Source organism: Streptomyces sp. BYX5S (assembly GCF_054724165.1).
In genome coordinates, this window is sequence record NZ_CM138829.1 from 6814182 (window position 1) to 6839044 (window position 24863).

25 protein-coding genes are annotated in these 24863 nt (G+C 71.1%); 7 read left to right on the plus strand and 18 right to left on the minus strand.

Going from position 1 to position 24863, the window contains the following annotated elements:
* Positions 1 to 61: 61 nt before the first annotated feature.
* From ACYBSK_RS30630 to ACYBSK_RS30645, 4 genes are all read right to left on the minus strand, one after another.
* A complete protein-coding gene (locus ACYBSK_RS30630) occupies positions 62 to 1222 on the minus strand; it encodes a hypothetical protein (protein WP_460244059.1) in 1161 nt (386 codons plus the stop codon).
* Positions 1223 to 1331: 109 nt separating this feature from the next.
* On the minus strand, positions 1332 to 1898 hold the full coding sequence (locus tag ACYBSK_RS30635) for a DUF6114 domain-containing protein (RefSeq protein WP_457480481.1): 567 nt from the start codon (positions 1896 to 1898) through the stop codon (positions 1332 to 1334).
* A gap of 155 nt (positions 1899 to 2053) precedes the next feature.
* Positions 2054 to 2671, minus strand: a complete 618-nt coding sequence (locus ACYBSK_RS30640) for a DUF6230 family protein (protein WP_457480482.1) — start codon at positions 2669 to 2671, stop codon at positions 2054 to 2056.
* Between the two features lie 646 nt (positions 2672 to 3317).
* Entirely contained in the window at positions 3318 to 4289 is a 972-nt protein-coding gene (locus tag ACYBSK_RS30645) for a tetratricopeptide repeat protein (RefSeq protein WP_457480483.1), read from the minus strand.
* Between the two features lie 323 nt (positions 4290 to 4612).
* Here ACYBSK_RS30645 and ACYBSK_RS30650 point away from each other — a divergent pair, with 323 nt between their 5' ends.
* Positions 4613 to 5260 carry a TetR/AcrR family transcriptional regulator gene (locus tag ACYBSK_RS30650; protein WP_457480484.1) on the plus strand — a complete coding sequence of 216 codons (648 nt, stop codon included), beginning with the start codon at positions 4613 to 4615 and terminating at the stop codon, positions 5258 to 5260.
* A gap of 10 nt (positions 5261 to 5270) precedes the next feature.
* Here ACYBSK_RS30650 and ACYBSK_RS30655 read toward each other — a convergent pair whose 3' ends face one another.
* The 8 genes from ACYBSK_RS30655 to ACYBSK_RS30690 form a co-directional block, all read right to left on the minus strand.
* Entirely contained in the window at positions 5271 to 6350 is a 1080-nt protein-coding gene (locus ACYBSK_RS30655; RefSeq protein WP_460244060.1) for an alpha/beta fold hydrolase, read from the minus strand.
* Positions 6351 to 6562: 212 nt separating this feature from the next.
* A complete protein-coding gene (locus tag ACYBSK_RS30660; protein WP_460244061.1) occupies positions 6563 to 8263 on the minus strand; it encodes an acyl-CoA mutase large subunit family protein in 1701 nt (566 codons plus the stop codon).
* Between the two features lie 75 nt (positions 8264 to 8338).
* Positions 8339 to 9409, minus strand: coding sequence for an acyl-CoA dehydrogenase family protein (locus tag ACYBSK_RS30665; RefSeq protein WP_460244062.1), 1071 nt, complete (start codon positions 9407 to 9409; stop codon positions 8339 to 8341).
* Between the two features lie 70 nt (positions 9410 to 9479).
* Entirely contained in the window at positions 9480 to 10025 is a 546-nt protein-coding gene (locus ACYBSK_RS30670) for a TetR/AcrR family transcriptional regulator (protein WP_457480488.1), read from the minus strand.
* Between the two features lie 11 nt (positions 10026 to 10036).
* Positions 10037 to 10618, minus strand: coding sequence for a sugar O-acetyltransferase (locus ACYBSK_RS30675; protein WP_457480489.1), 582 nt, complete (start codon positions 10616 to 10618; stop codon positions 10037 to 10039).
* Positions 10619 to 10722: 104 nt separating this feature from the next.
* The gene (locus ACYBSK_RS30680) at positions 10723 to 11061 is read right to left on the minus strand and encodes a DUF3817 domain-containing protein (protein WP_460244063.1); all 339 of its coding nucleotides are present in this window, start codon (positions 11059 to 11061) and stop codon (positions 10723 to 10725) included.
* A 68-nt stretch (positions 11062 to 11129) separates the two neighbouring features.
* Complete coding sequence (locus ACYBSK_RS30685) at positions 11130 to 11639, minus strand: MarR family winged helix-turn-helix transcriptional regulator (protein ID WP_457480491.1); 510 nt, start codon at positions 11637 to 11639, stop codon at positions 11130 to 11132.
* A gap of 21 nt (positions 11640 to 11660) precedes the next feature.
* Entirely contained in the window at positions 11661 to 13007 is a 1347-nt protein-coding gene (locus ACYBSK_RS30690; protein WP_460244064.1) for an MFS transporter, read from the minus strand.
* An 81-nt stretch (positions 13008 to 13088) separates the two neighbouring features.
* Here ACYBSK_RS30690 and ACYBSK_RS30695 point away from each other — a divergent pair, with 81 nt between their 5' ends.
* Both ACYBSK_RS30695 and ACYBSK_RS30700 read left to right on the plus strand, forming a co-directional pair.
* Positions 13089 to 14081 carry an ArsR/SmtB family transcription factor gene (locus ACYBSK_RS30695; RefSeq protein ID WP_460244065.1) on the plus strand — a complete coding sequence of 331 codons (993 nt, stop codon included), beginning with the start codon at positions 13089 to 13091 and terminating at the stop codon, positions 14079 to 14081.
* A gap of 137 nt (positions 14082 to 14218) precedes the next feature.
* Positions 14219 to 15289, plus strand: a complete 1071-nt coding sequence (locus tag ACYBSK_RS30700; RefSeq protein ID WP_460244066.1) for a glycoside hydrolase family 6 protein — start codon at positions 14219 to 14221, stop codon at positions 15287 to 15289.
* 52 nt (positions 15290 to 15341) lie between these two features.
* Here the strand turns inward: ACYBSK_RS30700 and glxA are convergent, their stop codons facing one another.
* From glxA to ACYBSK_RS30720, 4 genes are all read right to left on the minus strand, one after another.
* Positions 15342 to 17297, minus strand: a complete 1956-nt coding sequence (gene glxA, locus ACYBSK_RS30705) for a radical copper oxidase GlxA (protein ID WP_460244067.1) — start codon at positions 17295 to 17297, stop codon at positions 15342 to 15344.
* A gap of 3 nt (positions 17298 to 17300) precedes the next feature.
* Positions 17301 to 19064, minus strand: a complete 1764-nt coding sequence (locus tag ACYBSK_RS30710; protein WP_460244068.1) for a glycosyltransferase family 2 protein — start codon at positions 19062 to 19064, stop codon at positions 17301 to 17303.
* Positions 19065 to 19217: 153 nt separating this feature from the next.
* The gene (locus tag ACYBSK_RS30715; protein ID WP_457480497.1) at positions 19218 to 19511 is read right to left on the minus strand and encodes an MTH1187 family thiamine-binding protein; all 294 of its coding nucleotides are present in this window, start codon (positions 19509 to 19511) and stop codon (positions 19218 to 19220) included.
* Complete coding sequence (locus ACYBSK_RS30720; protein WP_457480498.1) at positions 19508 to 19852, minus strand: DUF3817 domain-containing protein; 345 nt, start codon at positions 19850 to 19852, stop codon at positions 19508 to 19510. Before ACYBSK_RS30720 ends, ACYBSK_RS30715 begins: the two co-directional genes overlap by 4 nt.
* A gap of 130 nt (positions 19853 to 19982) precedes the next feature.
* Between ACYBSK_RS30720 and ACYBSK_RS30725 the strand changes: the two genes are divergently transcribed.
* The 4 genes from ACYBSK_RS30725 to ACYBSK_RS30740 all read left to right on the plus strand — a co-directional run bounded on the left by ACYBSK_RS30725 (position 19983) and on the right by ACYBSK_RS30740 (position 22631).
* Positions 19983 to 20621: an AIM24 family protein gene (locus ACYBSK_RS30725; protein WP_457480499.1), complete on the plus strand. Its 639-nt coding sequence runs from the start codon at positions 19983 to 19985 to the stop codon at positions 20619 to 20621.
* The gene (locus tag ACYBSK_RS30730; RefSeq protein WP_457480500.1) at positions 20621 to 21289 is read left to right on the plus strand and encodes an AIM24 family protein; all 669 of its coding nucleotides are present in this window, start codon (positions 20621 to 20623) and stop codon (positions 21287 to 21289) included. The genes ACYBSK_RS30725 and ACYBSK_RS30730 overlap by 1 nt, the downstream gene beginning before the upstream one ends.
* Positions 21286 to 22059 (plus strand): AIM24 family protein, encoded by a 774-nt coding sequence (locus ACYBSK_RS30735; RefSeq protein ID WP_460244069.1) that lies wholly within the window; start codon positions 21286 to 21288, stop codon positions 22057 to 22059. Before ACYBSK_RS30730 ends, ACYBSK_RS30735 begins: the two co-directional genes overlap by 4 nt.
* Before the next feature lie 95 nt (positions 22060 to 22154).
* Positions 22155 to 22631, plus strand: coding sequence for a MarR family winged helix-turn-helix transcriptional regulator (locus tag ACYBSK_RS30740; protein ID WP_457480502.1), 477 nt, complete (start codon positions 22155 to 22157; stop codon positions 22629 to 22631).
* A gap of 4 nt (positions 22632 to 22635) precedes the next feature.
* Here the strand turns inward: ACYBSK_RS30740 and ACYBSK_RS30745 are convergent, their stop codons facing one another.
* Both ACYBSK_RS30745 and ACYBSK_RS30750 read right to left on the minus strand, forming a co-directional pair.
* The gene (locus ACYBSK_RS30745) at positions 22636 to 24063 is read right to left on the minus strand and encodes a sensor histidine kinase (RefSeq protein WP_460244070.1); all 1428 of its coding nucleotides are present in this window, start codon (positions 24061 to 24063) and stop codon (positions 22636 to 22638) included.
* Positions 24060 to 24785: a response regulator transcription factor gene (locus ACYBSK_RS30750; RefSeq protein ID WP_460244071.1), complete on the minus strand. Its 726-nt coding sequence runs from the start codon at positions 24783 to 24785 to the stop codon at positions 24060 to 24062. The genes ACYBSK_RS30745 and ACYBSK_RS30750 overlap by 4 nt, the downstream gene beginning before the upstream one ends.
* Between the last annotated feature and the right edge of the window lie 78 nt (positions 24786 to 24863).

Sequence of the window (24863 nt, forward strand, 5' to 3'; positions counted from 1 at the left end):
CCCCTTGGAGGGGGCGCCCTTTGCCGTGTGCGGCTCCCGAACGGGCTGTGAGGCGTGCCGGTCAGCTGTTCTCGATCGTGGTGTGCAGACCGGGCACGTGCAGGGTCCCGCCGAACTGCGAGGCCTGCGTGACCTTGACGTTCGTGAAGAACAGGGTCGGCAGGTTGAGCGGCGGCGGGTTCTTGGCGTTGAACGTCATGGGGATGAGCCCGAACAGATTGCCCGAGAGCTCCTCCGTGTACATCGTGGTCTGTCCGTCGCGGATGGTGGACGTGGAGCCCTTGTCCGAACGGATGTGGAAGAACTTCCCGTCGGGGCCCGGGGCGATCTGGTGCAGATCGCCGATGTCCGTGCCCTTGGAGATGACGTACTTCATGACGCGCTTGGTCGAACCGTCGGCCATCCGGACGTCCACCAGGCCCTTGTAGTCCGCCCCCTTGAGCAGGAGCGAGCTGGCCTCCAGCTTCCAGGTCTTGTCCGGGAGCTGGGCGGGGGTGTCCTCGTTCGCGCCCTCCGCGTCCGTGGCCTTCGGGCAGTTCTCCGGAACGTCGCCGGTGCCCTGCGGGTCGCCCACGTTCTCGGTCGCGTCCTTGGCCGCGTCCCCCACCTTGTCGGTCGTCTCGCCGACCTTGTCGGTGGTGTCCTTGACCGTGTCCCCCACCTTGTCGGTCGTGTCCTTGACCGAGTCGGTGGTGTCCTTGACCGTGTCGTCGACCTTGTCGGTGGTGTCCTTGAGCAGACCGCCCGAGGACTCCGACGCGGACGGCGACGGGGTCGCGCTCTCCGACTCCTGGTCGTCGGGGGTGAACGCCTTCTTGAGCGCGTCACCGAGGCCCAGCGGGTCCAGGGGGTTCTTGGTCTCGGACGCCGAGGGGGACGGCGTGGCCGTGTCCTCGCCGGCCTTGTCGTCGTCGGCCGACTCCTCGGAGGCGGACGCCGACGGCGAGGGAGTCGGCGTGGCCGCCTTCTTCTCGTCGCTGTCCTTGGACTCCGAGGCGGACGGCGACGGGGTCGGCGTGGCCGACTCCTTGGTCTTGTCCTTCGCCTCCTCGTCGGACGTGGCGTCCTTGTCCGACTCGAGGGCGTCGGCGCAGGCCTTGTAGTCGTCGACCGAGAACTTCGTCGGGTTGTCCTTGGCCGCGGCGAGCGTCGGCGTCAGGCCGAGACCCATCAGCACGGCCGTGGGCATGGCCGCGAGCGCGACAGCCTTGCCCGCGGGCATGTGCATCTTGGTGAACAGATGCTTCTTTGGTGCCGCATGCCGCCGCGCCGCATGCCGCGGCCCGGTTCTCGCACGGGGCTCCGAGGCGGAGCCCTCGTACTGCACCTCGTCAGCCGGCACGGTGCCTCCCGTTCGTCCCGTTGTTCGGGCTCGTCCCTGACACGTCGTCATTTGCGCCCGCGACCTGGTAGGTGGCTCCCGCGATCGGCGGTGCGGCCGGCGCCGCGTCCGGGGACGCGGTCCGGTCACCGCCGTTGTGGGCCGAGTCCTCCTGCTGCGGCTCACCCGGTGCCCAGGCAATGCCGAGGCCACCACCGACGAGCGAGAGCAGGAAACCGATGACGAAGCCGCCGAAGTTCGACACCACGAGGGAGACCAGGGCGAGAAGAATCGCCGCGACACCCGCGAACACACGGGAGTGCGGCTGGAACCACATCGTCAGGCCGAGCACGACCAGCAGGATGCCGATGATGAGCGAACCGGCACCGGCCGTGGTCGCCATCTTGATCGTCATGTTGCCGAGCGTGAGGTTCGCGTACGGGAAGTACATGATCGGGAGGCCGCCGAGCATTGCCAGCAGGCCGCCCCAGAACGGGCGCTGACCGCGCCACCCTCGGAACGATTGGCGCATCCGACCAAGCTTGGGGCCCAGTCCTGCGTGCGCTTCGGCGCTCATGTCGTACAGCTCCTCGGGAAGGCGTTGATCTGTGGTGATGGTGGCTGTCCGGAGACGGGCACGGGGACGGTCCCGCGTCAGTGCGAGTGTCCCCGCGCCCGGCCGTTCAGCACATCAAGTGCCAAGACCCCGGCCCAGGTTCGGGCCCTCGGGGCCTAGTAGCACTCGTGCTTGCCCTTCTTGACACTCATCTTGAGGCCCGAGAGCTTGAAGGTGCCGGCCGTGGTGGCCCACGCGCGCTGCTGGACGTTCTCGAAGTGCACCGAGTCGGCCTGCTGGGCGAACGAGTTCGGGTCGGCCTTGTCGCCCTGGTGGATACCGGGGCCCTTCTTGGCGTCACCCGCCGCCACACCGATGTCGATGTTCTTGAAGGTCGCGTCGGCCTTCAGGTCATCGGCGTCGATGTAGAGGGTCTTGGCCTCGACGGGAGCCGACGGGTTGCTGCCCGCGGACAGCTTCATCGACACGTCGCCGAAGACCGGAACCGGCACAACCACCGACTGGCAGAGGTTGTTGATGTTCGCGGACTTCATGCCGACGACGGCGACCGGGTGGTTGCCCGTCTTGCCGGAGTCGATGGCCCCGTACTGGACGAAACCCTTGCCGTCGAGGGAGTCGGCCGTCACCTTGAACGACTGACCCGACACACTGAACGATGCCGCGAGCGCACCCTGGGACAGGGCCACGCCTATCGCGGCAGTCGCCGCGACGCTCGGCACCATGACTACGGCGAACCGCTTCCATCTGGTTCCGCCACGAGTCACGGACTTCATGACTGTTCCTCCTTCTCGGACGTACATCTCCGGCCCTGACTGCCCCTTGAGGGCGGCTCAGCCGGGCAGGGATGGGAGAAGTGCTACGTCCTCGGGAAGGAGAGCGCCCGCATCGGGAGTGCATGGTCTGTTCCGCACCCTGATCACCGGCGATCACCCCCGAGCGACAACCACTGGTCGCACCTGAGCCATCACGCGCAACCTGCCGGACAGGCCCAGCCGGACGGCTGAGACCCCCCTGTCCTAGACCGCCGGCGCTCCCCTTGGTTCGCCGTCGACCGCCCGGTGGGGACCCATGCACCCCGCCGCTCGAATGGCTGCCGGACGGTGGGGAGAGGACCGAGCGTGCCCGATCGTGGTGCATTCGCGGCCCGGACACAAGGGGGTTCGTTACTCGCGGGTAACGGACGGATAACCGAACACGGACGGAGCGAGTCCGAACAACAACTCAGGGTGCCGTCAAGCGAGTTTCCATACAGGTTGAATCCGGGACGGATCCGGACAGAAGATCGCGTCCGCGTTACTTCAAGTAACAGCGGCCGCGATTACCAAGTTTTGGTAAAGCGCGGCCGCTGTGCGTCCCTCGGGACAGAATTTTCACTCCGGCGTCACAAGCCGCAGTGTTTAACGACTGGTCACTGACGACTCAGAAAAGAACGCGGGCCAGAGCCGTACGCGCGGTCGTCACGCGCGGATCGTCGGCGCCCACAACCTCGAACAGTTCGAGCAGTCGTACACGCGCCGCGTCCCGGTCCTCGCCCGCGGTGCGCCCCACCGTCTCGACGAGCCGTCCGAAGGCGTCCTCGACATGTCCGCCGACCAGGTCCAGGTCGGCCGCCGCGATCTGCGCCTGCACGTCGCCGGGCTTCTCGGCGGCGTCCTTGCGCACCTGCTGCGGGTCGACGCCCTGCACGCGCTGGAGGAGCTGCGCCTGGCCGAGGCCGAGCTTGGCCTCCGTGTTGCCCGGGTCGTCGGACAGGACGTTCTTGTACGCCTGCACGGCGCCGTCCAGGTCTCCGGCGTCGAGCGCCTGCACGGCGGCCTCGAGGAGCGCGTCGTACGGGCCCGCCGGGGCCTCCTGCGCGACCGGGGCGGAACCCTCCGCCGCCGGGTCGACCTGGATGCCGGTGAGACCGAAGCGCTCCTCGGCGACCTGGATCAACTGGTCGAGGGTGCCGCGGATCTGGGCCTCCGGGGCGGCGCCCTGGAAGAGGGGCAGCGCCTGGCCGGCGACCACGGCGAAGACGGCCGGGATCCCCTGGACCCCGAACTGCTGCATCAGCATCTGGTTGGCGTCGACGTCGATCTTGGCGAGCACGAAGCGGCCGCTGTACTCGGCGGCGAGCCGCTCGAGCAACGGGCTGAGCTGCTTGCAGGGCTCGCACCACTCGGCCCAGAAGTCGATGACGACGGGCACCTCGGTGGACCGCTGGAGCACGGCGCTCTCGAAGTCCGCCTCACTGACGTCGATGACCAGGCTCGACGGCGGTACGGCTCCGCCGCCGCCCTGCCGGGCCTGCTCGGCGCGCGCCTGCTCCGCCTTCGCCTTGGCCTCTTGGGCCGCCTTCACCGCGGCGAGATCGACGACTCCGCTCATGGACATGTTCCGTGGCTGCATGCGTACAGTCTCCCCCCTCCGCGGACGGTTGTGGGCCGGGTCCGGCTCCGCGGCCTCCCGCCGGAATGCGAGACGCATCTGGAGGCACGGAGCGGACTCGGCCTGATGGTCGGCGCCGGGTCCCCACCTGGCGCCTTGTGGTTGCCGCTCGTCCGGCTCGCCCAGGGGTGCAGATCCGAGGCGGTCGTACGAGATCCCGCAGCTTTCGCTACGACTCGTAGCGTAACTGCCGTGGGCGGGACGCGGGAACAGGGCCCCGGTGATCAACCGGTGATCTGCCTCACGCGATCTTTCGGCCGTACCCGCCGGTATGGTCAACGACCATGCAGAGCCGCACGCCGCCCGACTCGTCCAGCCCCTGTCCCCCCAACGTACGGACGGGGCGTCCGCGTTCCGCCGCGGCGGACGAGGCGATTCTGGAGGCGACGCGGGCGGCGCTGGTGGAGCTCGGCTGGTCGAAGCTGACGCTCGGCGACGTGGCCGCGCGGGCGGGTGTCGCGAAGACGACGCTGTACCGCCGCTGGCCGGGCAAGAGCGAGCTCGTCGTGGACGCGGTCGCGGTCCTCTTCGACGAGCTGGAACTGCCCGACCGGGGTTCGCTCGCCGCCGACGTGGAGGGCGTGGTGCGGCAGTTCGCGGCGATCCTGGGGCGGCCCGAGACGAAGACGGCGCTGATGGCCGTGGTCGCCGAGTCCACGCGGGACGCTCCGCTGCGGGACCGGATCCGGACGTCGATCGTCGACCGCCAGAAGCGGCTCGTGCTGGAGGGGCGGGCGCGGGCCGAGCGCCGCGGCGAACTCCCCCCGGCCCCCGACCCGGCCGCCGCCGCCGCCACGGCGGACCTCATCTACGACGTGGCGGCGGGGGCGGTGGTGCACCGCACGCTGGTGAGCGCGGAACCGGCGGACGGGGAGTGGGTGCGGCGGTTCACGGCGCTGCTCCTGGGCGGGCTCGCGGCGGCGGCGCGGTAGGCCCTGGGGCCTACTTGGTGTTCCAGGCGCAACTGCCCAGCGTGGCGCGCTTCTTGGCGACGAGGGCGTCGGCCTCGGTCGCCGGCAGGGCGCGGGTGCGCTTGTCGTGGCAGACCACGGTGCGGTCGGAGCGGCCCGCCAGGTCGACCAGGATCTGGTCCCAGTGGCGGTACTGGACGTCGTGCCCGGTGTCGGCGTACGTCCGGGTCCTGACCTTCGCCGCGTCCGGCAGGTTGTCGCGCCAGGCCTTGAGGGTGCTCGCGGGCACGGTCGTGTCCTTGTCCCCGTGGTACAGGAACACCGGCGCCGTCAGCTTCGACAGGTCCGGGCCCGGCCGGTCGCAGTAGAGCCGCTGCTCGTGCACCTGCGGCGCCGGGTCGGCCAGCTGGCCGCGCTGGTAGTACGTCCGTGCCCCCTCCTCGTACGCGGTGTCGGCGAAGCCGGGGATCGACTTGACGGGGCTGTCGTCGGGGAAGGCCCACCACACGCGCGGGTCCTTGATCTGGTCCTTGACGGCGTCGGTGAGCTGCTCGTCGGACAGGCCGCAGTACGCGGGCTTCGTGCCGTACGGCGGGAGGGCGGCGGCGAGGTGCAGGGCGCTGACCCGGTTAGGGGCCTTGGCGGCGATCTCGGCGGCGTAGGGGCCGCCGCCGGATATCGCGATCACCTTGAACTTCTTGACGCCCAGCTCGTCGAGGACCGCGAGAGCGTCCTCGGCGTAGTCGGCCTTGCCGAGCTTCGGGTCGTAGTCGGTGTCGCCGAACCCGTTGCGCTCGACGGTGATCATGCGCAGGCCCAGGTCCTGTCTGGTGGTCCGCATGAAGTCGGTCATGTGCACGGCGCGGGCGCTGGTGCCGGTGCCGCCGATGTAGAGGACGGGGGTGCCGGTGGCGGGGCCGGAGTCGGTGTAGTGGGCGGTGCGGCCGGAGGGGAGCTTCGCGGCGCGGACGTCGGCGCCGAGGGAGTCGAAGCGGTTCTGCACCTTGGGCTCCGCCGGGGGGTTCGCGCTGACGGTGGTCGTGGTGCCGATGGCGATGCCGGTGAGGAGGGTGAGGGTGGCGGCGGCGAGGGTGGTTGCGGGGCGGGGCACGGTAACTCCTGGGGTGGGCGCGGCACTTGGCGTGCGCGCGCCTACCCCAAGATCACTTGCTCAAGCCCCTCCGGCGATTGAGGAGCGGGGTATGGGGCAGCGCCCCAGTCTTTCGCCCCGTCCACCCTCCGCTCCCGGGGCTCCGCCCCGGACCCCGCTGCTCAATCGCCGCAGGGGCTTGAGGTACCGGCACCGGCGCTGAAAGCGCCCGGTCAGAAGCCCGGCGGTTCCGTGTAGACGCCCCACTCCTCGCGGAGCACCCCGCAGATCTCGCCGAGCGTCGCCTCCGCGCGGACCGCGTCGAGCATCGGGGCGATCATGTTCGTGCCGGAGCGCGCGGCGCCGAGCATCGCGTCCAGCGCGGACCGGACCGCCGCGTCGTCGCGCCCGCCCTTGCGGTCGGCGAGCACCCGGACCTGCTCGCGCTCGACCTCGTGGCTGACCCGCAGGATCTCCAGGTCACCGGTGACGGAACCTTCCGCCACGTTGACCCCGACGACCCGCTTCTCGCCCTTCTCCAGGGACTGCTGGTACCGGAAGGCCGACTCCGCGATCTCGCCCGTGAACCACCCGTCCTCGATCCCCCGCAGGATCCCGGACGTGACCGGCCCGATCGGGTGCCGCCCGTCCGGGTGCGCCCGCAGGCCGCGCTCCTTGATCTGCTCGAAGATCTTCTCCGCGTCGGCCTCGATCCGGTCGGTGAGCTGCTCCACGTACCAGGAACCGCCCAGCGGATCCGCCACGTTGCCGACCCCGGTCTCCTCCATCAGCACCTGCTGCGTCCGCAGCGCGATCTCCGCCGCCTGTTCGCTCGGCAGCGCGAGCGTCTCGTCGAGGGCATTGGTGTGCAGGGAGTTGGTGCCGCCGAGGACCGCGGCGAGCGCCTCGACCGCCGTGCGCACGACGTTGTTGTAGGGCTGCTGCGCCGTCAGCGAGACCCCGGCCGTCTGCGTGTGGAACCGCAGCCACTGCGCCTTCTCGCTCTTCGCCCCGTACACGTCCCGCATCCACCGCGCCCAGATCCTGCGCGCGGCACGGAACTTGGCGATCTCCTCGAAGAAGTCCACGTGCGCGTCGAAGAAGAAGGAGAGGCCCGGGGCGAAGACGTCCACGTCCAGGCCGCGCGACAGCCCCAGCTCCACGTAGCCGAAGCCGTCGGCGAGGGTGTACGCCAGTTCCTGCGCGGCCGTCGAACCCGCCTCGCGGATGTGGTACCCGGAGACCGACAGCGGCTTGTACGCGGGGATGGCCTGCGCGCAGTGCTCCATCAGGTCGCCGATCAGGCGCAGATGGGGCTCGGGCTGGAACAGCCACTCCTTCTGCGCGATGTACTCCTTGAAGATGTCGGTCTGGAGGGTGCCGTTCAGCACCCCCGGGTCCACCCCTTGCCGCTCCGCCGCCACCAGGTACATGCAGAAGACGGGGACCGCAGGGCCGCTGATCGTCATCGACGTCGTGACGTCGCCCAGCGGGATGTCCCGGAACAGGACCTCCATGTCGGCCGCCGAGTCGATCGCGACGCCGCAGTGCCCGACCTCGCCGAGCGAGCGCGGGTCGTCGGAGTCGCGCCCCATCAGCGTGGGCATGTCGAAGGCCACCGAAAGCCCGCCGCCGCCGTTGCGCAGGATCATCTTGTAGCGCTCGTTGGTCTGCTCGGCGTTGCCGAACCCGGCGAACTGGCGGATGGTCCACGTCCGCCCCCGGTACCCGGTCGGGTACAGGCCGCGCGTGTACGGGTACTCGCCCGGCCACCCGATCCGCTCGAAGCCCTCGTACGTGTCCCCAGGCCGCGGCCCGTAGACCGGCTCGACCGGGTCCCCGGAGAGTGTCGTGAAGTCCGCGTCCCGCTTGCGGGCCTTGTCGTAACGGGCCTGCCAGCGTCGGCGGCCTTCCTCGATCGCGTCAGCGTCCATGCGTCAAATTTACTTGGACGTCCTACTAAATGTCGATGGGCCACGGCGGCCGATCCGCCCCGGCCTCCGCCCCGTTCAGGCCCGCAGCGCCGCCAGATGCGCCGCCCGCACCTCCGCCGTCTGCCCCTGCACCACCAGGAACAGCCCTTCACGGGCCAGCCGCTGGGCCGGCGCCGACAGGCCGAAGGCACGCCCGCCCCCGGCCACGATCGCGGCCGTCGTCGCCGCCCGCATCAGGTCGTACGCCCGCGTCTTCACCGCGAGCCGGTCCCCCAGCCGCTCCCCCGCCGGAACCTCGTCGACCAGCGCGTACGCGTCCCGGCGCGCCGCGTCGAGGCGCTCGCGCAGCACGCCCGCCGTCTCCTTCGCCCCGGCGTCGCCGGACGCGTCGAGCAGGTCGAGGGCGGCGCGCGCGACACCGAAGACGGCCGGGTTGGTGTTGGTGTTCTTGGGCCGGTCCTCCCGCGCCCACTCCTCGTACGGCTGCCGTACGACGACGTCCTCCTCCGCCACCGTGAAGCCGTCCAGGACCAGGCCGACGGTGCGGGTGCCGGTGAGCGCGGCGAGCCGCAGCGGTTCGGTGGGGGCCAGGCCCGGCTGCTCGCGGGGTTCCGCCACCGCGAAGACGACCTCGCCGTCCTCGGTCGCCCCGCCGAGCAGGAACACGTCGTTCAGGCCCCAGCCCGTGTACCAGGGCACCCGCCCGTCGAAGCGCACTCCGCCGCTTGCGAGCGGGATCGCCCGCACCGGCAGCTCCGGGAAGGCCCGCAGGTGCGAGAAGGTGATGCCCGCGAGCGCCTCGCCCCCGGCCAGGCGGCGCAGCCACCGCGCGCGGGGCGCCTCGGCGCCCGTGGCGAGGGCGCGTACCGGAGTGTGGTGCTGGGCCTGCACGAAGAACGTCGAGCAGCACGCGCCCGCCAGGATCTCCGCGATCTCCCGCCCGACCGCGGCGGGCGCACCCGAACCCCCGTACGCGCTGGGCGCGTTGACGCCGAGCACGCCCGAGGCCCGGACCGCGGCGATCGCCCCGGGGGTGACGCCGGTGCGGTCGTGGGCCTCGGCGGCGGGCGCGAGGACGTCGTCGGCGAGCCGCCGGGCGGCGCCCACCAGCGGGTGGTGCGCGGGGCGGGACGGGGTGGCGGTCATGCGCGGATGCTCCTCGGGGCCGTACGTGCCTGTGGGGACACGGTGTCAGGTCCGTGCCCCCACAGGCGGTCTACTCGACCGTGAGGCGCCGCACCGCCTCACCGGTCAGTTCGCGGGTGTACGCCTCGGCGTCGCCCAGGGACCGGTGCAGCGCCAGGCCCTCGATGAGCGCGTCGAGGCGGCGCGTGGTCACCGGGTCGAAGTGGCGCCCGAGCAGTTCCCGGCTGCGTGCCATCCATGCCCGCGTCAGCTCCCGGTACTCCGGGCGCCGGGCGGCCAGGGTGTAGAGCTCCTGGGACAGCACGAGGTCGCGCCGGGGGCCTTCGGAGAGCGCGTGGATCAGCTCCGTGACGGCGTCGCGCGCCTCGTCCGGCGTCCCGACGCCCGCCAGGTGCCGCTCGAACACCGCCACGATGTGGTCGGCGAACCCCGTGAACGCCTCGCGCAGCAGGTCGTCGATGCCGGCGAAGTGGTACGTCATCGAGCCCAGCGGCACCCCGGCCCGCGCGGCGATCTTCCGGTGCGAGACCCCGGCGACGCCCTCGTCGGCGATGTGGTCGAGGGTCGCGGCGAGGATCCGCTCGCGGCGCCGCGGGTCCGCCTGTCCGGTGGCCATGGCCGTACCCCTCAGATCTCGCGGACGGGGCGGGCGGGGTTGCCGACCGCGACGACGTTCGCCGGTACGTCCCGGGTGACGACGGCGCCCGCGCCGATCACGCTGTTGGCGCCGATGGTCACGCCGGGGCAGACGATGACACCGCCGCCGAGCCACACGTTGTCGCCGATGGTGATGGGCAGCGCGGCCTCCAGCTTGTCGCGCCGGGGGCCGGGCTCCACCGGGTGGGTGGGCGTGAGGAGCTGGACGCCGGGGCCGATCTGGCAGTCCTCGCCGATGGTGATCGCGGCGACGTCGAGGGCGGTGAGCCGGTAGTTGACGAAGGTGCGGGCGCCGATGCTGATGTTGCTGCCGTAGTCGACGTACAGCGGCGGCCGCACCTCGACGCCCTCGCCGACGGAGCCCAGCAGCTCGGCCAGCACCTCGCCCGCCGATCCGTGGTCGTCGAGGAAGACGTCCTCGTACCGCGCGGCGAGCCGCATCGCGCGCCGCTGGCGGGTGGCGATCTCCGGGTCGTCGGCGATGTAGAGGTCGCCCGCGAGCATCCGTTCGAGGTTGCTGCGCGGGTCGTCGGCGAAGTGGTCCGTGGGCATGCGTACGAACGTACACTGCGAGGCGTACGAACGTACACTCGCGGTCGAAAAACGCGCGCACCCGTAGGGAACGGGCGCGCGCGGAGTTGCCGGAACCGGGCGGGTTACGCCTTGGCGAGGTTCGTGCCGTCGGCCGCGACCTTGGCGTCGAGCTCCGCGGAGATCTTGCGCTCCACGAAGAAGGCGGCGGTGGGGATCGTGCCGGCGATCAGCACCCACAGCTGCTTGCCGACCGGCCACTTGGCCTTGGAGCCCAGGTCGAAGGCGAAGACCAGGTAGAGGACGTACAGCCAGCCGTGCGCGATGGCGATGACGCGCGTGACGTCGGCGGCGCCGTCCATGCCGAGCGCGTACTTGGCGATCATGCCGAGACACAGGAGGACCAGGAGCACACCGGTGACGTAGGCCATGATCCGGTAGCGGGTCAGCACGCTCTTCTTCATGGGTCGAGCCTAACCGCCCGTTTTGCTCGATCTTGAAGCGGCCCCAGTGGCCCTCGTCACTGGGCCAGTCACTGGTCCTCGAAGTCGTGCGCGGCCACCCGCAGGGGCCGCAGCATCGCGAAGATCTCGCCGCACTCCTCCGCGTCGTAGACGCCGAGGCCGAAGTCCATCGCCATGAGGTCGCGGGTGGCCGCGTCGACGACCTCGCGGCCCTTCTCCGTGATGGTGGCGAGCGTGCCGCGCCCGTCGTTGGGGTTGGGACGCTTGTCGACGAGGCCGGACTTCACGAGCCGGTCGACCGTGTTCGTCACGGACGTGGGGTGCACCATGAGCCGCTCGCCGATCTTCGACATCGGCAGCTCGCCCGCCTTGGAGAAGGTGAGCAGGACCAGCGCCTCGTAGCGCGCGAACGTGAGCCCGTACGGCTTGACGACCGCGTCGACCTCGGCGAGCAGGATCTGGTGCGCGCGCATGATCGAGGTGATCGCGCCCATGGACGGGACGGACCCCCAGCGCTGCTTCCAGAGTTCGTCGGCGCGGGCGATCGGATCGAAGGCGAGAGAGAGGGGCTTCGGCACGCACCCGACCTTACCGGGCAGTCACATGCCGGTCAGCCCCGTCTCGGCCTTTGGGCCGCGGCCCGGTCCGCGGGTCCGGGCGCTCGCCCGCACCTCCAGGGCGAGCGCCGTGCAGCACAGGGCGCCGAGGAGTCCGGTGCCCGCGACGACGGTGGACACGTCGACGATCTCGGCGGCCGCACCGGCGAGCGCGGTGCCGACGCCCTGAATGGTCATCAGGCCCGCGTTGTGCAGGGTCATGGCCCGGCCGCGCAGTTCCTCGGGCACCGCCTCCACGAACCAGCGGTCGAGACCGAGGGTGTACGCGGACCCGGCCCCGGCGAGCAGCAGGATCACGACGGCCCAGGCGGTGCCGGGCACGAGGGCGTAGCCGGCGAGCGGCAGCAGGGTCACCGAGGCGAGCGGCAGCGCGATGCGGGACCGGGCCGACGGGGAGAGCAGCGAGCCCGCGGCGAGTTCGCTCGCGACGGTGCCGACGGCCATCGCGCACATGAGGAGTCCGACGGCCGCGGGCCCCGCCCCGATCTCGTCCGCGTACGCCGCCGCGAGGGCCTCCGGGGCGATGACGAACATGGGCGGCAGCCACAGGAGGAGCAGCAGGGCGCGGATGCGGCGGTGGCCGAGGACCTGCCGGGCGCCGGCGAGGGAGTACCGCAGCAGCGCGCCCTCCTTGTCGCGGTCCCGCTCCCGCGCGGGGCGCGCCTTCGTGCCGAGGCGGAGCAGGGTCGCCGAGCACAGGAACGTGACGACGGTGACGGTGAGCGCGCCGCGCGGGGTCACGACCGTGAGCAGGACGCCGCCGAGACCGAAGCCGACGAGGAGCGCGCTCTGCGACACGATGCGCAGCAGCGAGCGGCCGAGCACGAACAGGTCGCCGTCCCCGAGCACGTCGGTGAGCGTGGCCATGCGGGTGCCGTTGAACACCGGCGAGACGAGCGCGATGACGCAGCGCAGCGCGAGCAGTCCCCCGACCGGGGTGGCGGGCAACGCCATCAGCAGCGCGCACCCGGCGCACACGAGGTCGCACCCCACGAGCACCCGCCGCGCCGGGAACCGGTCCGCGATCCCGGACAGCAGCGTCCCGCCGACGAGGTAGGGCAGGAACCCGAGCGTGAAGGTGAGCGCGCTCAGCAACGGCGACCCGGTCAGCCCGTACACGAGCACGGTGAGCGAGATCTCGGCGACGACGACGCCGAGCAGGGAGGCGGCGTGCGCGACGAACACGGCGCGGAACTCGGCGATGCGGAAGAGGCGTGTGTAGCCGGTGCGTTCGTCGGAGGTGTCCGGGGCGGCGGCGTCCGCGTCGGCGGTGTTCGGGTCCGTGGTGTTCGGGTCGGCGGGTGAGGCGCCCCGACGGTCAGTGGTCATGGGCGCAGGCTGCCGTCCGTTCGCGGGCGGTCGTAGTGTTTCGGCGAGGGGCGAATGTTCCGGCCGGGGAGGGGTGGCGGGGTGCCGTTGCACTTGAGGTTCGGGCGGGAGGACCTGTTGCGGTGCCGGTTCGCGATCTCGCCGCTGTGGGAGACGCAGGAGGCGATCCGCACGCTCAAGAGGCCGGACCGGCACGGGTACCACCTGCCGTGGCTGCGCCGAGTCCGCGCCGCCGCCGAGGGGCTCGATCTGGCGCCGGTGTGGCTGCTGATGCCGCAGCGCGGGCACACCCCGGACTTCCTCGGGCCGCCGCCGATCGGGCCCGCCGCCACGTTCGACGAGGAGATCGCCGCGCTGCGGGCGACGGCTCCGGACGAGGCGCTGCGCGGCATCACCCAGTCGCTGGCCTGCACACCGGGCGCCGCGCGGTCCCCGCTCGGGCGCGCCCTGGCGGCCGAACCGGCGCGCGCCGTAAGGGAGTTGGCGGATCTGCTGGAGCTGGCCTGGCAGGCGCTGGTCGAGCCGGAGTGGCCGCGGCTGCGCGCGCTCCTGGAGGCGGACGTGGCCCACCACTCGCGGCGCCTCGCCGAGGTCGGGCTCGAAGGGCTGCTCAAGGAGCTGCATCCGCGGGTGGACTGGGAGCCCGGCACGCTCACGCTCACCGCCCGCGCGAGCGAGCACCGCCGGGACCTCGACGGCCGGGGCCTGGTCCTCCTCCCCAGCGTCTTCTGCTGGCCCGACGTGGTCAGCGGCTTCGAACCGCCGTGGCAGCCCACCGTCGCGTACCCGGCGCGGGGCGTCGGCGCACTGTGGTCCGCACCGGCCGCGCGCACCCCGGACGCCCTGGCGAACCTGCTGGGCCGGGGCCGCGCCGACGTCCTGGACGCGCTCGCCGAACCGGCGTCGACCAGCGCGCTCGCGCATCGGCTCGGCCGCGCGCCCTCGTCGGTGTCGGCGCATCTGTCGGCGCTGCGCGGGGCGGGGCTGCTGACGTCGCGGCGGCACGGACATCAGGTGCTGTACGAGCGGACGCCGCTGGGCAGCGCGCTCGTGACGGGCGATCAGGGCGCGTGAAGGGCGCGGCGGGACGGGCCGGAGTGGGCCGGGCCCGCTAATGCGCGGGGAATCGACAACCCTGTGTAACGATTGCCCGGTATTGACCTGATAAAGCCGATCGATACCGTTTCGCACGCTCCGAGCCTGGGGGCAGGATGCCCGTCCCGTCCGTCCGCACACCCGCCCGCACCCTCGCGGTCACCACCGCCGCGCTGCTGCTGTCCGCCGTCACCGTCGGCTGCTCGGACGGCGGCGGGGGCGGCGCGGGCAGCACCGGCGGCGGCCGCGACTCCGCCGCGGAGCCCGCGCGGCAGAGCGCGCCGTCGAGTTCCGTCACCGACACCTCCCCGTTCTGGGTCGACCCGGACTCCGACGCCGCCGACCAGGTCGCCGAGTGGAAGAGCCGGGGCCGCGGCTCCGACGCCGCGCTGATCGAGCGGATCGCCGCGCACCCGCAGGCCATGTGGGCGCCGGGCGACTACCCGCGGCAGCCGATCGCCGAGGCGGCGGCGCAGGCCACGAAGGCGGACAAGACACTGGTGCTGGTCGCGTACAACATTCCGCACCGCGACTGCGGGCAGCACTCGGCGGGCGGGGCGCACAGCGCGGACTTCTACCACCAGTGGATCGACGCGTTCGCCTCCGGGATCGGCGACGCCAAGGCCCTCGTCGTCCTCGAACCGGACGCGCTCGGGCACATCGTCGACGGGTGCACTCCGGCCGAGTACGACGACGAGCGGTACGCGCTGATGTCGGCGGCGATCGACCGGCTGAAGCGGCAGCCGAACACAAAGGTGTACGTCGACGCCGGGAACCCGGCCTGGATCCCCGACGCGAACAAACTGGTGGAGCCGCTGCGGCGGGCCGGGGTGGAGAAGGCGGACGGGTTCGCCCTCAACGTCTCCAACTTCCAGACCGACAAGGCGAGCGCCGCCTACGGCCGCCGGCTCTCCGGGCTCCTCGACGGCGCCCACTTCGTCGTCGACACGAGCCGCAACGGCGCGGGGCCCTACGGGGACGGCCAGGGCGACGCCTGGTGCAATCCGCCCGGCCGCGCGCTGGGCTCCGCCCCGACCACGAAGACGGGCGACGCCCTCATCGACGCGAACCTGTGGGTGAAGCGGCCCGGTGAGTCCGACGGCACCTGCCGGGGCGGCCCGGCCGCCGGAACGTGGTGGGCGGACTACGCGCTGGGCCTGGCCCGGTCCAGCCCCTCCGGCGATTGAGGAGCGGGGTCCGGGGCGGCGCCCCGAGAGCGCATCCCCGGACCGGCGGAACTCACTTCACCTGAACCCACTTCGCCTCGGACGACACCCCGTCCGCGTCCGACACGAACAGCATGTACCACCCCGGAGGGACCAGCGTGCGGTCCTTCGGAACGTCCACCGACACCGCCCCCTCGGACTTCGTCACGTCGAGCGCGATCGAGCGCTGCTCCACGTCCGTCGTGTGCGTCACGGCGGACGGCCGCATGAGCCGCGCCTTCACGATCCCGTCCGCGTCCTTCGTGCGGAAGGTGACCTTCCCGCTCGCGGGCACGTCCTTCGGGCCCGCGCCCAGCACGGGCCGCTGGTCCCCGCCCCGGTGCAGCGCGGGCGGCGTGAAGATCTCCATGCGCTGCTCGAAGTGGCCCAGCTTGGTGTTCTGCTGGTTGTCGTAGAGCGGGTCGGAGCCGAAGCTGGCGACCCGGCCGTCGGGCAGCAGCAGCGCCTCGGAGTGGTAGTTGCGGCCGACCTTGGGCGCGGCGGCCTCCTGGAAGGCGTTCGCCCGCGGGTCGTAGAACTGCGCCTTGTGGATGTTGCTGGCGCTGCGCCCGCGGTAGTCCTCGGAGCCGTTGGTCGTGAAGACGGAGTCGTCCGGCATGATGACCGAGTTCAAGTAGCGTGTGCCCTGCGGGAGTTGCGGCCCGTCCTTGAAGGAGGGGTTCTCCTTCTTCAGGTCCACCACGGCCGTGCGCGCGGTCGACTTCTTGGACTCGCCGACGCCGCCACCGCCGAGGATCATGAACCGCTGGTCCTGCGCGGGCGGCAGCAGCAGCGAGGACGAGGTCTCCGTCTGGTCCGTGTCCGTCAGTCCGGGGACCTTCTCGAACTTGTTGGTCTTCAGGTCCCACAGCCCGGGGACGCGCCCCTTCTCGGCGGGCCCGTAACCGGCGTTGGAGGCCGGGTAGAAGAGCTTGCCGCCCTTGGTGAGGAACAGCGCCGGGTAGGTCGGGAAGTACCGCTTGGGGCCCATCGACCACTTCTTGGTCTCGGGGTCGTAGATCTCGTTGTCGCCGGGGTCGATGACGCCGACGTCGTCGAGCCCGGACACCGCGAGCACCTTGCCGTCCTCCAGGCCGACGAGCGTCGGGTACCAGCGGGCCTTCGTCATCGGCTCGACCGGCACGTACCGCTCGGCGACGGGATCGAACTCGTACGCCTCCTTGATCCCCTGGAAGTCCTGCTTGTCCATGGTGATCTTCTCGGAGAGGCCGTACGTGTTGTCGGCGTCCTTGCCGCGCAGGCCCTCGATCTCGTACTGAGCGTCGTCCTCGGTGACGTGCTCCTCGCCGGGCCGCGCGGCCTCGACGAAGACGCGGGCCTCGCTCGCCTTGACCTTGGTCTTCCAGGGCTGCATGACGCCGGCCGCGTTGCGCTTCTTGTCGAAGGTGCGCTGGGCCCTGGGCACCGTCACGTCGAACTTGGAGACGTACTCGACGCCGGACGGGGAGCGGAACGTGGTGCCCTTCTTCAGGTGCACCGCCTTGTCGGGGCTCTCGTTCTTGACGCGCATGCCGCCGCCGGCCCTCTCGACCTCGCCGTCGAGCAGTTCGTAGCGGGCGGTGCCGCCCGCCACCAGGAGCCGCCCGTCGGGGAGCTGGGCGTGGCCGCCGCAGAAGAAGTCCGCGGGGGTGGGGATCTTCTTGAAGGTGTTGGCCTTCGGGTCCCACAGGACGGTGTCGAAGGAGCCGGCGTCGAACTTCTTCTGCTCGTTGCCGGAGCCCGCCACGATGAGGACCTTGCCGGTGTGCAGCAGCGCGGCGTGGATGGCGTTGGTGCGGAACTCCTCGGGGATGTCGACCTGCGACCAGGAGCCGTAGGTGGCCTTGTAGCCGGGCTGGGCGATCTTCCAGTCCTCGTACTGCTCGCTGGCGAAGGTCCAGGCGGCCGGGGCGTTCAGGCCGACGAGGAGGACGGCGCCGCCCGCTCCGAGGAGGGTCTTCTTCATCCGGCGCGAAGGTCTGTAGGGCATGGGTCAGTTCCCTCCTGAGGTCGACGTGCTGGAGACCGGCTGCACGGTGATCGTCGGCTCGAACTCGGCCCTGGCCGCCGCCTGTGCCGCCGCGGCCCGGCGCTGCGAGGCGTACCAGACGACGGGCGGGGCGAGCGCGATGCACAGGGCGAGGACGGCCCAGGTGCGCATGGCGACGTGGGTGTGGTCGAGGACGACGGACGCCGCGAGCGAGGTGGCGAGCACGCCCGCCCAGATCAGATGGATGCGGAAGGTCAGCGGCCGGTCGGCGCTGGCGTCGCCGCCCTTGGGCGTGACGACGAAGCGGCTGGGGCGGCCGAGCAGGGCCGCGCCGAGCGACTTGAGGTAGATGGGCGCGGAGATCGCGGACATGCCCATGCCGGCGAGGCCGCCGGAGCCCTCGGGTTCGTGCGGGGAGACGTTGTGCCGCCGGTTCCACAGGTAGAGCCCGACCTGGAGGGCGGCGGCGTCGCTGTAGAGCATCAGCCACACGGACGCGGACACCTGCGTGCCGCTGGCCCCGAACCACAGGAACAGGACGCAGCTCAACACGCCGAGCAGCCAGTTGACGGCCGTCATCGGGTAGTAGACGAGCATCATCGAGTACGAGAAGAGGCGGCCGGGCGGCATCGAGCCGGGGGCCTTCCAGTACTGGCGGAACAGCGTCTCGTAGGTGCCGCGCGACCAGCGGGTCTGCTGGGTGAAGAAGTCCGTCCAGGAGGCGGGTCCCTCGCCGACCGCGAGCACGTCGGGCGTGTAGACGGAGCGCCAGCGCTCGTGGGTGTCCGGGTTGCGGTGGCGGTGGATCTCGAAGCCGGTGGCCATGTCCTCGGTGATGGAGTCGACGAGGCCGCCGATCTGCTTCACCGCGGAGATCCGTACGACGTTGTTGGTGCCGACGAACATGGGGGCCCGGTAGCGGTTCCCGGCGCGCTGGATGAGCGCGTGGAAGAGGAACTGCTGGGACTCGGCGGCCTTGGTGACCGGGGAGTCGTAGTTGCCGTAGACCTGGGGGCCGACGACGAAGGCGACGTCCGGGTCGCGGAAGTAGCCGAGCATCCGCTCCAGGAACTCCGGGTGCGGCACGTGGTCGGTGTCGACGGAGGCGAAGAAGTCGTAGCCGTCGCCGTGCGCGGCGAGCCAGGCGTTGTAGTTGCCGTGCTTGGTACGGGCCTTGTGGGGGCCCTTGGCCTGGTTCCACTCGGGGATGCCGCTGCGGGTGAAGTGCCGGACGCCGAGTTCGGCGCACAGGGCCTTGGCCGCGGCGTCGTCGCCCTCGTCCAGGAGCCATACGTCGAGCGGCCCGTCGTGGGTGAGGCGCACGGCCCCCTCCAGGGTGGCGCGCACCATCGACAGGGGTTCCTTGCCGGGGACGTACGTGGTGAGGAACGCGACGCGGGTGCCGGGTTCGGGACGGACGGGGACCGGGTCCCGGGCGACGAGCGTGGCGTGGGCGATGGAGACGACGTTGACGAGCATGAACAGCTCGATGAACCCGATCGCGAGCAGCATCACGATGTCGAGCGAGACCATCCAGCGGTCGCCGCCCTCCCGTTCGACCCAGTGGCTGGGCCACACCAGGTACACGAGGAGTGCCCCGGTGAGCAGGGGCGCGAGCGTCATGAGCAGGACGGCCCGTATTCGGTGCGGCTCGTTCGAGAGGAGCGAGGTGTACTGCACCCGGTAGCCGCCGTCCTCCGACGGCTCGGTGAGCGGGCCGGCGAGCCTGCTGTAGGTGTCGTAGTCATAGCCCTCGTCAGGCCGCACGTGCCCTCCAGGATCTGGTGATCGACCGTTTCGGTACCCCCACAAAAAGGGACTTTCCCGGGCGTGTCGACCAGGAGAGGGCGTACGAGTGAGGCCGTACGCACGAGCGGCCCGACACCCCACGGGGGCATCGGGCCGCTGCGGCGTGACCGGCTACTCGGACAGGTGGCGCTCCACCGTGTCGACCTTCGACGTCAGACCGTCCGTCACACCCGGGCGGATGTCCGCCTTCATGACGACGGACACCCGCGGCGCCCGCTCCTCCACCACGGCGACGGCGCGCTTGATCACCGCCATCACCTCGTCCCACTCGCCCTCGACGGACGTGAACATCGCGTCGGTCCGGTTCGGGAGGCCGGATTCGCGGACCACGCGGACGGCGTCGGCGACGTAGCTGCCGACGTCCTCACCGACGCCGAGCGGGGTCACGGAGAAGGCGACGATCATGCGTTGACCACGCCTTCCTGGCGGGCGCGGGTGGCCATGACCGCCGCCTCGGCCTCACGCTTGAGCCGGCGCTCGGCGAAGAAGCCGCCGGTGGGCAGGACCGAGAGGACGAAGTAGAGCGCGGCGGTGCCGAAGCTCCACTTCGCGCGGTTCCAGGCGTCGAGCCAGAAGATCACGTACAGCACGAAGAGGAAGCCGTGGACCGCGCCCATCACGGGCACCGCGTTGAAGTCCGTCGTCCGCTTGAGGACCGAGCAGATCAGCAACAGGAGGAAGGAGACGGCCTCCGGGGCGGAGACCAGGCGGAGTCGTCGGAGGGCGGAGGCGGTCTTGAGGTCCACGGGTGCACCTTCGGCTGAGCGGGCGGACGGTCGATGATCTTGTGAATGTGCGCACAAGCGTTTCCCCATTGTGGCATCGCGCCGGTGGGGGCCTGTCGGCGGGCTCCCGTGGGCGGCTACCTTCGACCCCGTGGCTACGTTCCGACTGCAGGGCAGCAAAGTGCTGGCCGTCGACATGACCGGCGACAGCGTGAAGGCGAAGAACGGCTCGATGGTCGCCTACGACGGCCGGATGGCGTTCAAGAAGCTGAGCGGGGGCGGCGAGGGGATCCGGGGCATGGTGACCCGCCGCATCACCGGCGAACAGATGACCGTGATGGAGGTGAAGGGCGAGGGCACCTGCTGGTTCGCGGACCGGGCGAGCGAGATCAACCTGGTGGGGCTGAACGGCGACAAGCTGTACGTCGAGTCGAGCAATCTGCTGTGCACGGACGCCGGGCTGCGCACCGGCACCTCCTTCACCGGCGTACGCGGGGCCTCCCAGGGCAACGGCCTGTTCACGACGACCGTCGAGGGGCACGGGCAGGCGGCGATCATGAGCGAGGGCCCGGCCGTGGTGCTCCGGGTCAGCCGGGACTACCCGCTGACCGTGGACCCCGGCGCGTACATCGCGCACCAGGGCAACCTGCACCAGTCGTTCCAGTCCGGGGTGAGCTTCCGCACATTCCTGGGCGAGGGCGGCGGCGAGGCCTTCCAGATCCTTTTCGAGGGCGACGGGCTGGTCTACGTGCAGCCCAGTGAGCGCAACACGATCGCGGGGGACGTGTGATGACGACGGCGGCCGCACCGGGGTTCCGGGAGATCAATTCGAGGATGGTCGAGGCGACCGTGGTGCCCGGCCAGCGGCTCTACAGCCAGCGCGGCGCGATGCTCGCCTACCAGGGAGACGTCTCCTTCACCCCCAACACCCAGGGCGGGCAGGGCGGGTTGATGTCCATGATCGGGCGGCGGGTCGCGAACGAGGCGACACCGCTGATGACGGTCGAGGGCAGCGGCACCGTGCTGTTCGGGCACGGCGGGCACCACGTGCAGGTGATCACGCTCTCCGGCGACACCCTGTACGTGGAGGCGGACCGGCTGCTCGCCTTCGACGGGGCGCTGCGGCAGGGGACCATGTTCATGGGCTCGCAGGGCGGGGTGATGGGCATGGTGCGCGGCCAGGTGACCGGGCAGGGCCTGTTCACGACGACGCTTCAGGGGCACGGATCGGTGGCCGTGATGGCGCACGGCGGGGTCATCGAGCTGCCGATCACGCCGGGGCGGTCGGTGCACGTCGACCCGCAGGCGTACGTGGCGCACCACGGCGACGTGCGCAACAAGCTGTCCACGGCCCTGGGCTGGCGGGACATGGTGGGGCGCGGCAGCGGCGAGGCGTTCCAGCTGGAGCTGAGCGGCAGCGGTGCAGTGTACGTCCAGGCATCGGAGGAGAAGCTGTGACCGGCCCGATCGTGCACGACCCGGCGACGCTGCCGGTCGACGACAACGTCAACGCGTACACCTTCTGCGTGGAGCTGAGCGGCAGCCAGTGGTTCCTGCAGAAGGGGAAGATGATCGCCTACTACGGGCGGATCGACTTCAACGGCATCGGGCACGGCCGGCTCGACCGGCTCGTGCGCGCCTCGTTCCACTCGCCGCTGCACGCGAGCGACTGGGTGGTCGCGGAGGGCAGCGGCAAGATGCTGCTCGCGGACCGGGCCTTCGACGTGAACTCGTACGACCTCGATGACGGAAACCTGACGATCCGCGCGGGCAACCTGCTCGCTTTTCAGCCAACTCTCTCGCTGAAGCAATCGATCGTTCCCGGCTTCCTCACACTCATTGGCACCGGCAAATTCGTCGCGGCGTCAAATGGTCCGGTCGTGTTCATGGAGCCGCCGATCCGGGTGGACCCGCAGGCGCTCGTCGGCTGGGCCGACTGTCCGTCGCCCTGCCATCACTACGACCACGGTTATCTGACGGGCGTGATCGGCGGTCTACGTGCGATGACGGGCATCGGCGGGGTCTCCGGCGAGGAGCACCAGTTCGAGTTCGTGGGCGCGGGGACCGTACTGCTCCAGTCCAGCGAGTCGTTGATGCCCGAACAGGCCGTGGGTGACGTGCCTCACCAGGCGGGAGTTCCCGGCGGACACGGAACCTCCACGGGTCAGCCACAGGCACCGCGCCTTCCCGGACAGCTCGGGGACCTCCAGCGCCGCTTCGGGCTGTGAGCGGTAATCTGCGGAGTGTGACGTCGAACGCGAGTGCGTAGTGTGTCACCCCCCACATTCGTTCACCTTTCAACTTCTTAGGTAGAATCGATTTCATGGAGACCGAGACGGCCACGCCGTGGCTGACCGATGAGGAGCAGTGCGCCTGGCGCACCCACCTGGAGGTCAACAGACTGCTCAACTATCAGCTGGAGAAGGATCTCCAGCCCTTCGGCCTGACGATGAACGACTACGAGATCCTGGTGAACCTCTCCGAGGCCGAGGATCTGCGGATGCGGATGAGCGACCTCGCCGCCGCGACCCTTCAGTCCAAGAGCCGGCTGTCGCACCAGATCACCCGCATGGAGAACGCCGGGCTGGTCCGCCGCGAGAACTGCGAGTCGGATCGCCGGGGCCTGTACACCGTGCTCACCGATCACGGCATGGAGACCATGCGGAAGGTCGCCCCGCACCATGTGGCGTCCGTCCGCAGCCACTTCGTGGACCTCGTCTCACCGGAGGAGCTGGGCCATCTGCGCCAGGCCCTCTCCCCCATCGCCGAACACCTGCGATCGCAACGCGGCAAACCGTGAGCTATTAGGCGGCGGGCGGCACGAACCGGTCGGCGGGCAGCGCGAGCTCGAACAGCGCGCCGCCCTCCGGCGCGGTGCGCACCGTCAGCGTGCCGCCGTGCCGGGCCGCCACGTCGCGGGCGATGGCGAGGCCGAGTCCGGCCCCGCCGCCGTCCCGGGAGCGGGCGTCGTCGAGCCGTACGAACCGCTCGAAGATCCGCTCCCGCTCGCCCCGCGGAACCCCGGCGCCGTCGTCGGCGACGCCGAGCACGACCCGCTCCGCGTCGGCGCGCACGGTGACGCGCACCGCGGCGCGAGCGTGCCGCTGCGCGTTGTCCACCAGGTTGCCGAGCACCCGCGCCAACTGACCGCGCGAGCCGCTGACCTGGGGCACCTCCGCGGCCTCCACGTGCACGGGGACGCGGTCGCCCACACGCTGCGACACCTCCTCGCGCACCAGCGCGGCGAGGTCGACCTCGCCGCCGCCCGGCTTCTCGCCCGCGTCGAGGCGGGCCAGCAGCAGCAGGTCGGCCGCCAGCTCCTGCAACCGCACCGTGTCCTCCACGGCGCCGTCGACATCGAGCAACTCCGGGTGCGCGGCGCCCACTTCGAGCTGGGTGCGCAGCGAGGCGATCGGGCTGCGCAGCTCGTGCGAGGCGTCGGCGACGAAACGGCGCTGGCGCTCCACCGAGGCCTCCAGGGCGGCGAGCGTCTCGTTCGTGGTGCCCGCGAGCCGGGCCACCTCGTCGTGGGTGTCCGGTTCCGGCACCCGCCGGCCCAGGTCCTGCGACGCCGTGATCGCGGCCATCTCGGCGCGGATGCCCTCCACGGGCCGCAGCGCGCGCCGGGTCACCAGCCAGGTGACACCGCCGACCACGACGAGCAGCACCGGGAAGCCGATCAGCATCGACGTCAACGCCGTGTTCACCGCGCTCTGTTCGGCGTCCAGCGAGCCGCCCGCGTACACGGTCAGATCCCCGTACGCGGTGTCCTCGACCTCGACCGCGGCGAACCGGTAGTCGGCGCTGTCGCCGTCGATGGTGGCGCTGCCGTCCGTGTAGTCGGTCTGGTCGGAGACGCTGGCGTCCCGCTTGTCGTCGCTTCCGTCCTCGTCCCCGTCGTCCTCGGGGCGCGCCGCGGCGGGCGTCACGTCGCGCACGCCGGTGCCGGAGACCTTCTCCAGGTCCTCGGAGACGGCCACCACCCTGCCGTCGTCGTCGACGACCTGCACCGGGTCCTCGTCGTCCAGGTCGAGGTCGCCGGGCGCGGTGCCGGTGGCCAGGAGGCCGGCGACGCGGCGGGCGGTGGAGTCGGCGGCGCCGCCCGCCTGCTCGGTGAGGTTGCCGCGCAGCGACAGCAGCACGGTGGCGCCCGCCGCGACGAGGGCGACCGCGACGACGAGGGTCGCGGCGAGCGCGGCGCGGGCCCGTACGGAGCCGAAGGGGCGCCTCATCGGGGGGCCTCCAGGCGGTATCCGGCGCCGCGCACCGTGCGGATCAGGGAGGCGTCGAGCTTGCGGCGCAGGGCGCTGACGTACACCTCGACGATGTTCGGGTCGCCCTCGTAGGCGAAGTCCCAGACGTGGTCGAGGATCTCGCCCTTCGACACGACCTCGCCGGCCCGGGTCACGAGCTGCTCAAGGACCGCGAACTCCTTCGCTGTGAGCGGGACTTCACCGTTCTCGGCGTGGGTGACGCGGCGGGCCGCGGTGTCGACGGCGTACGGGCCGACGGTGTGCACCGGGTTGGCGCTCCGGCTGCTGCCGCGGCGCCGCAGCAGCGCCTTCACCCGGGCGACGAGGACGACGTACGAGAACGGCTTGGTGAGGTAGTCGTCGGCGCCGGTGTCGAGCCCCTCGGCCTCGTCGTACTCGCCGTCCTTCGCGGTCAGCATCAGGATCGGCACGTCGTTGCCCGCGGCGCGCAGGGCTCCGCAGACCCGGTAGCCGTTCATGCCGGGCAGCATGATGTCGAGGACGACCAGGTCGTACGGCGACTCGCTCGCGGCGTGCAGGCCCTCCAGTCCGTCGTGGACCACGTCGACGGCGTAGCCCTCGGCGGTGAGGCCCTTGGCGAGCGACAGGGCGAGTCGCTTTTCGTCCTCGACGATCAAGAGTCGGGAGGGGCGACGCGCAGCGTCTCGAGCAGGGCGGTGGTGGGTGACGGGCGGGCGCATGTGGGCAAGGGTCGCAGGTCGAACCTGAAGAAGGCTTCAGGGTTCTTCAGCGGGGCTTCAGGGTCGTCCGGGCAGTGT

Coding starts and splice junctions, on each gene's coding strand:
- ACYBSK_RS30630 (WP_460244059.1), bottom strand. CDS start 1,222: ATGCCCGCGGGCAAGGCTGTCGCGCTCGCGGCCATGCCCACGGCCGTG.
- ACYBSK_RS30635 (WP_457480481.1), bottom strand. CDS start 1,898: ATGAGCGCCGAAGCGCACGCAGGACTGGGCCCCAAGCTTGGTCGGATG.
- ACYBSK_RS30640 (WP_457480482.1), bottom strand. CDS start 2,671: ATGAAGTCCGTGACTCGTGGCGGAACCAGATGGAAGCGGTTCGCCGTA.
- ACYBSK_RS30645 (WP_457480483.1), bottom strand. CDS start 4,289: ATGCAGCCACGGAACATGTCCATGAGCGGAGTCGTCGATCTCGCCGCG.
- ACYBSK_RS30650 (WP_457480484.1), top strand. CDS start 4,613: ATGCAGAGCCGCACGCCGCCCGACTCGTCCAGCCCCTGTCCCCCCAAC.
- ACYBSK_RS30660 (WP_460244061.1), bottom strand. CDS start 8,263: ATGGACGCTGACGCGATCGAGGAAGGCCGCCGACGCTGGCAGGCCCGT.
- ACYBSK_RS30665 (WP_460244062.1), bottom strand. CDS start 9,409: ATGACCGCCACCCCGTCCCGCCCCGCGCACCACCCGCTGGTGGGCGCC.
- ACYBSK_RS30670 (WP_457480488.1), bottom strand. CDS start 10,025: ATGGCCACCGGACAGGCGGACCCGCGGCGCCGCGAGCGGATCCTCGCC.
- ACYBSK_RS30675 (WP_457480489.1), bottom strand. CDS start 10,618: ATGCCCACGGACCACTTCGCCGACGACCCGCGCAGCAACCTCGAACGG.
- ACYBSK_RS30680 (WP_460244063.1), bottom strand. CDS start 11,061: ATGAAGAAGAGCGTGCTGACCCGCTACCGGATCATGGCCTACGTCACC.
- ACYBSK_RS30690 (WP_460244064.1), bottom strand. CDS start 13,007: ATGACCACTGACCGTCGGGGCGCCTCACCCGCCGACCCGAACACCACG.
- ACYBSK_RS30700 (WP_460244066.1), top strand. CDS start 14,219: ATGCCCGTCCCGTCCGTCCGCACACCCGCCCGCACCCTCGCGGTCACC.
- glxA (WP_460244067.1), bottom strand. CDS start 17,297: ATGCCCTACAGACCTTCGCGCCGGATGAAGAAGACCCTCCTCGGAGCG.
- ACYBSK_RS30715 (WP_457480497.1), bottom strand. CDS start 19,511: ATGATCGTCGCCTTCTCCGTGACCCCGCTCGGCGTCGGTGAGGACGTC.
- ACYBSK_RS30730 (WP_457480500.1), top strand. CDS start 20,621: ATGACGACGGCGGCCGCACCGGGGTTCCGGGAGATCAATTCGAGGATG.
- ACYBSK_RS30740 (WP_457480502.1), top strand. CDS start 22,155: ATGGAGACCGAGACGGCCACGCCGTGGCTGACCGATGAGGAGCAGTGC.
- ACYBSK_RS30745 (WP_460244070.1), bottom strand. CDS start 24,063: ATGAGGCGCCCCTTCGGCTCCGTACGGGCCCGCGCCGCGCTCGCCGCG.
- ACYBSK_RS30750 (WP_460244071.1), bottom strand. CDS start 24,785: ATGCGCCCGCCCGTCACCCACCACCGCCCTGCTCGAGACGCTGCGCGT.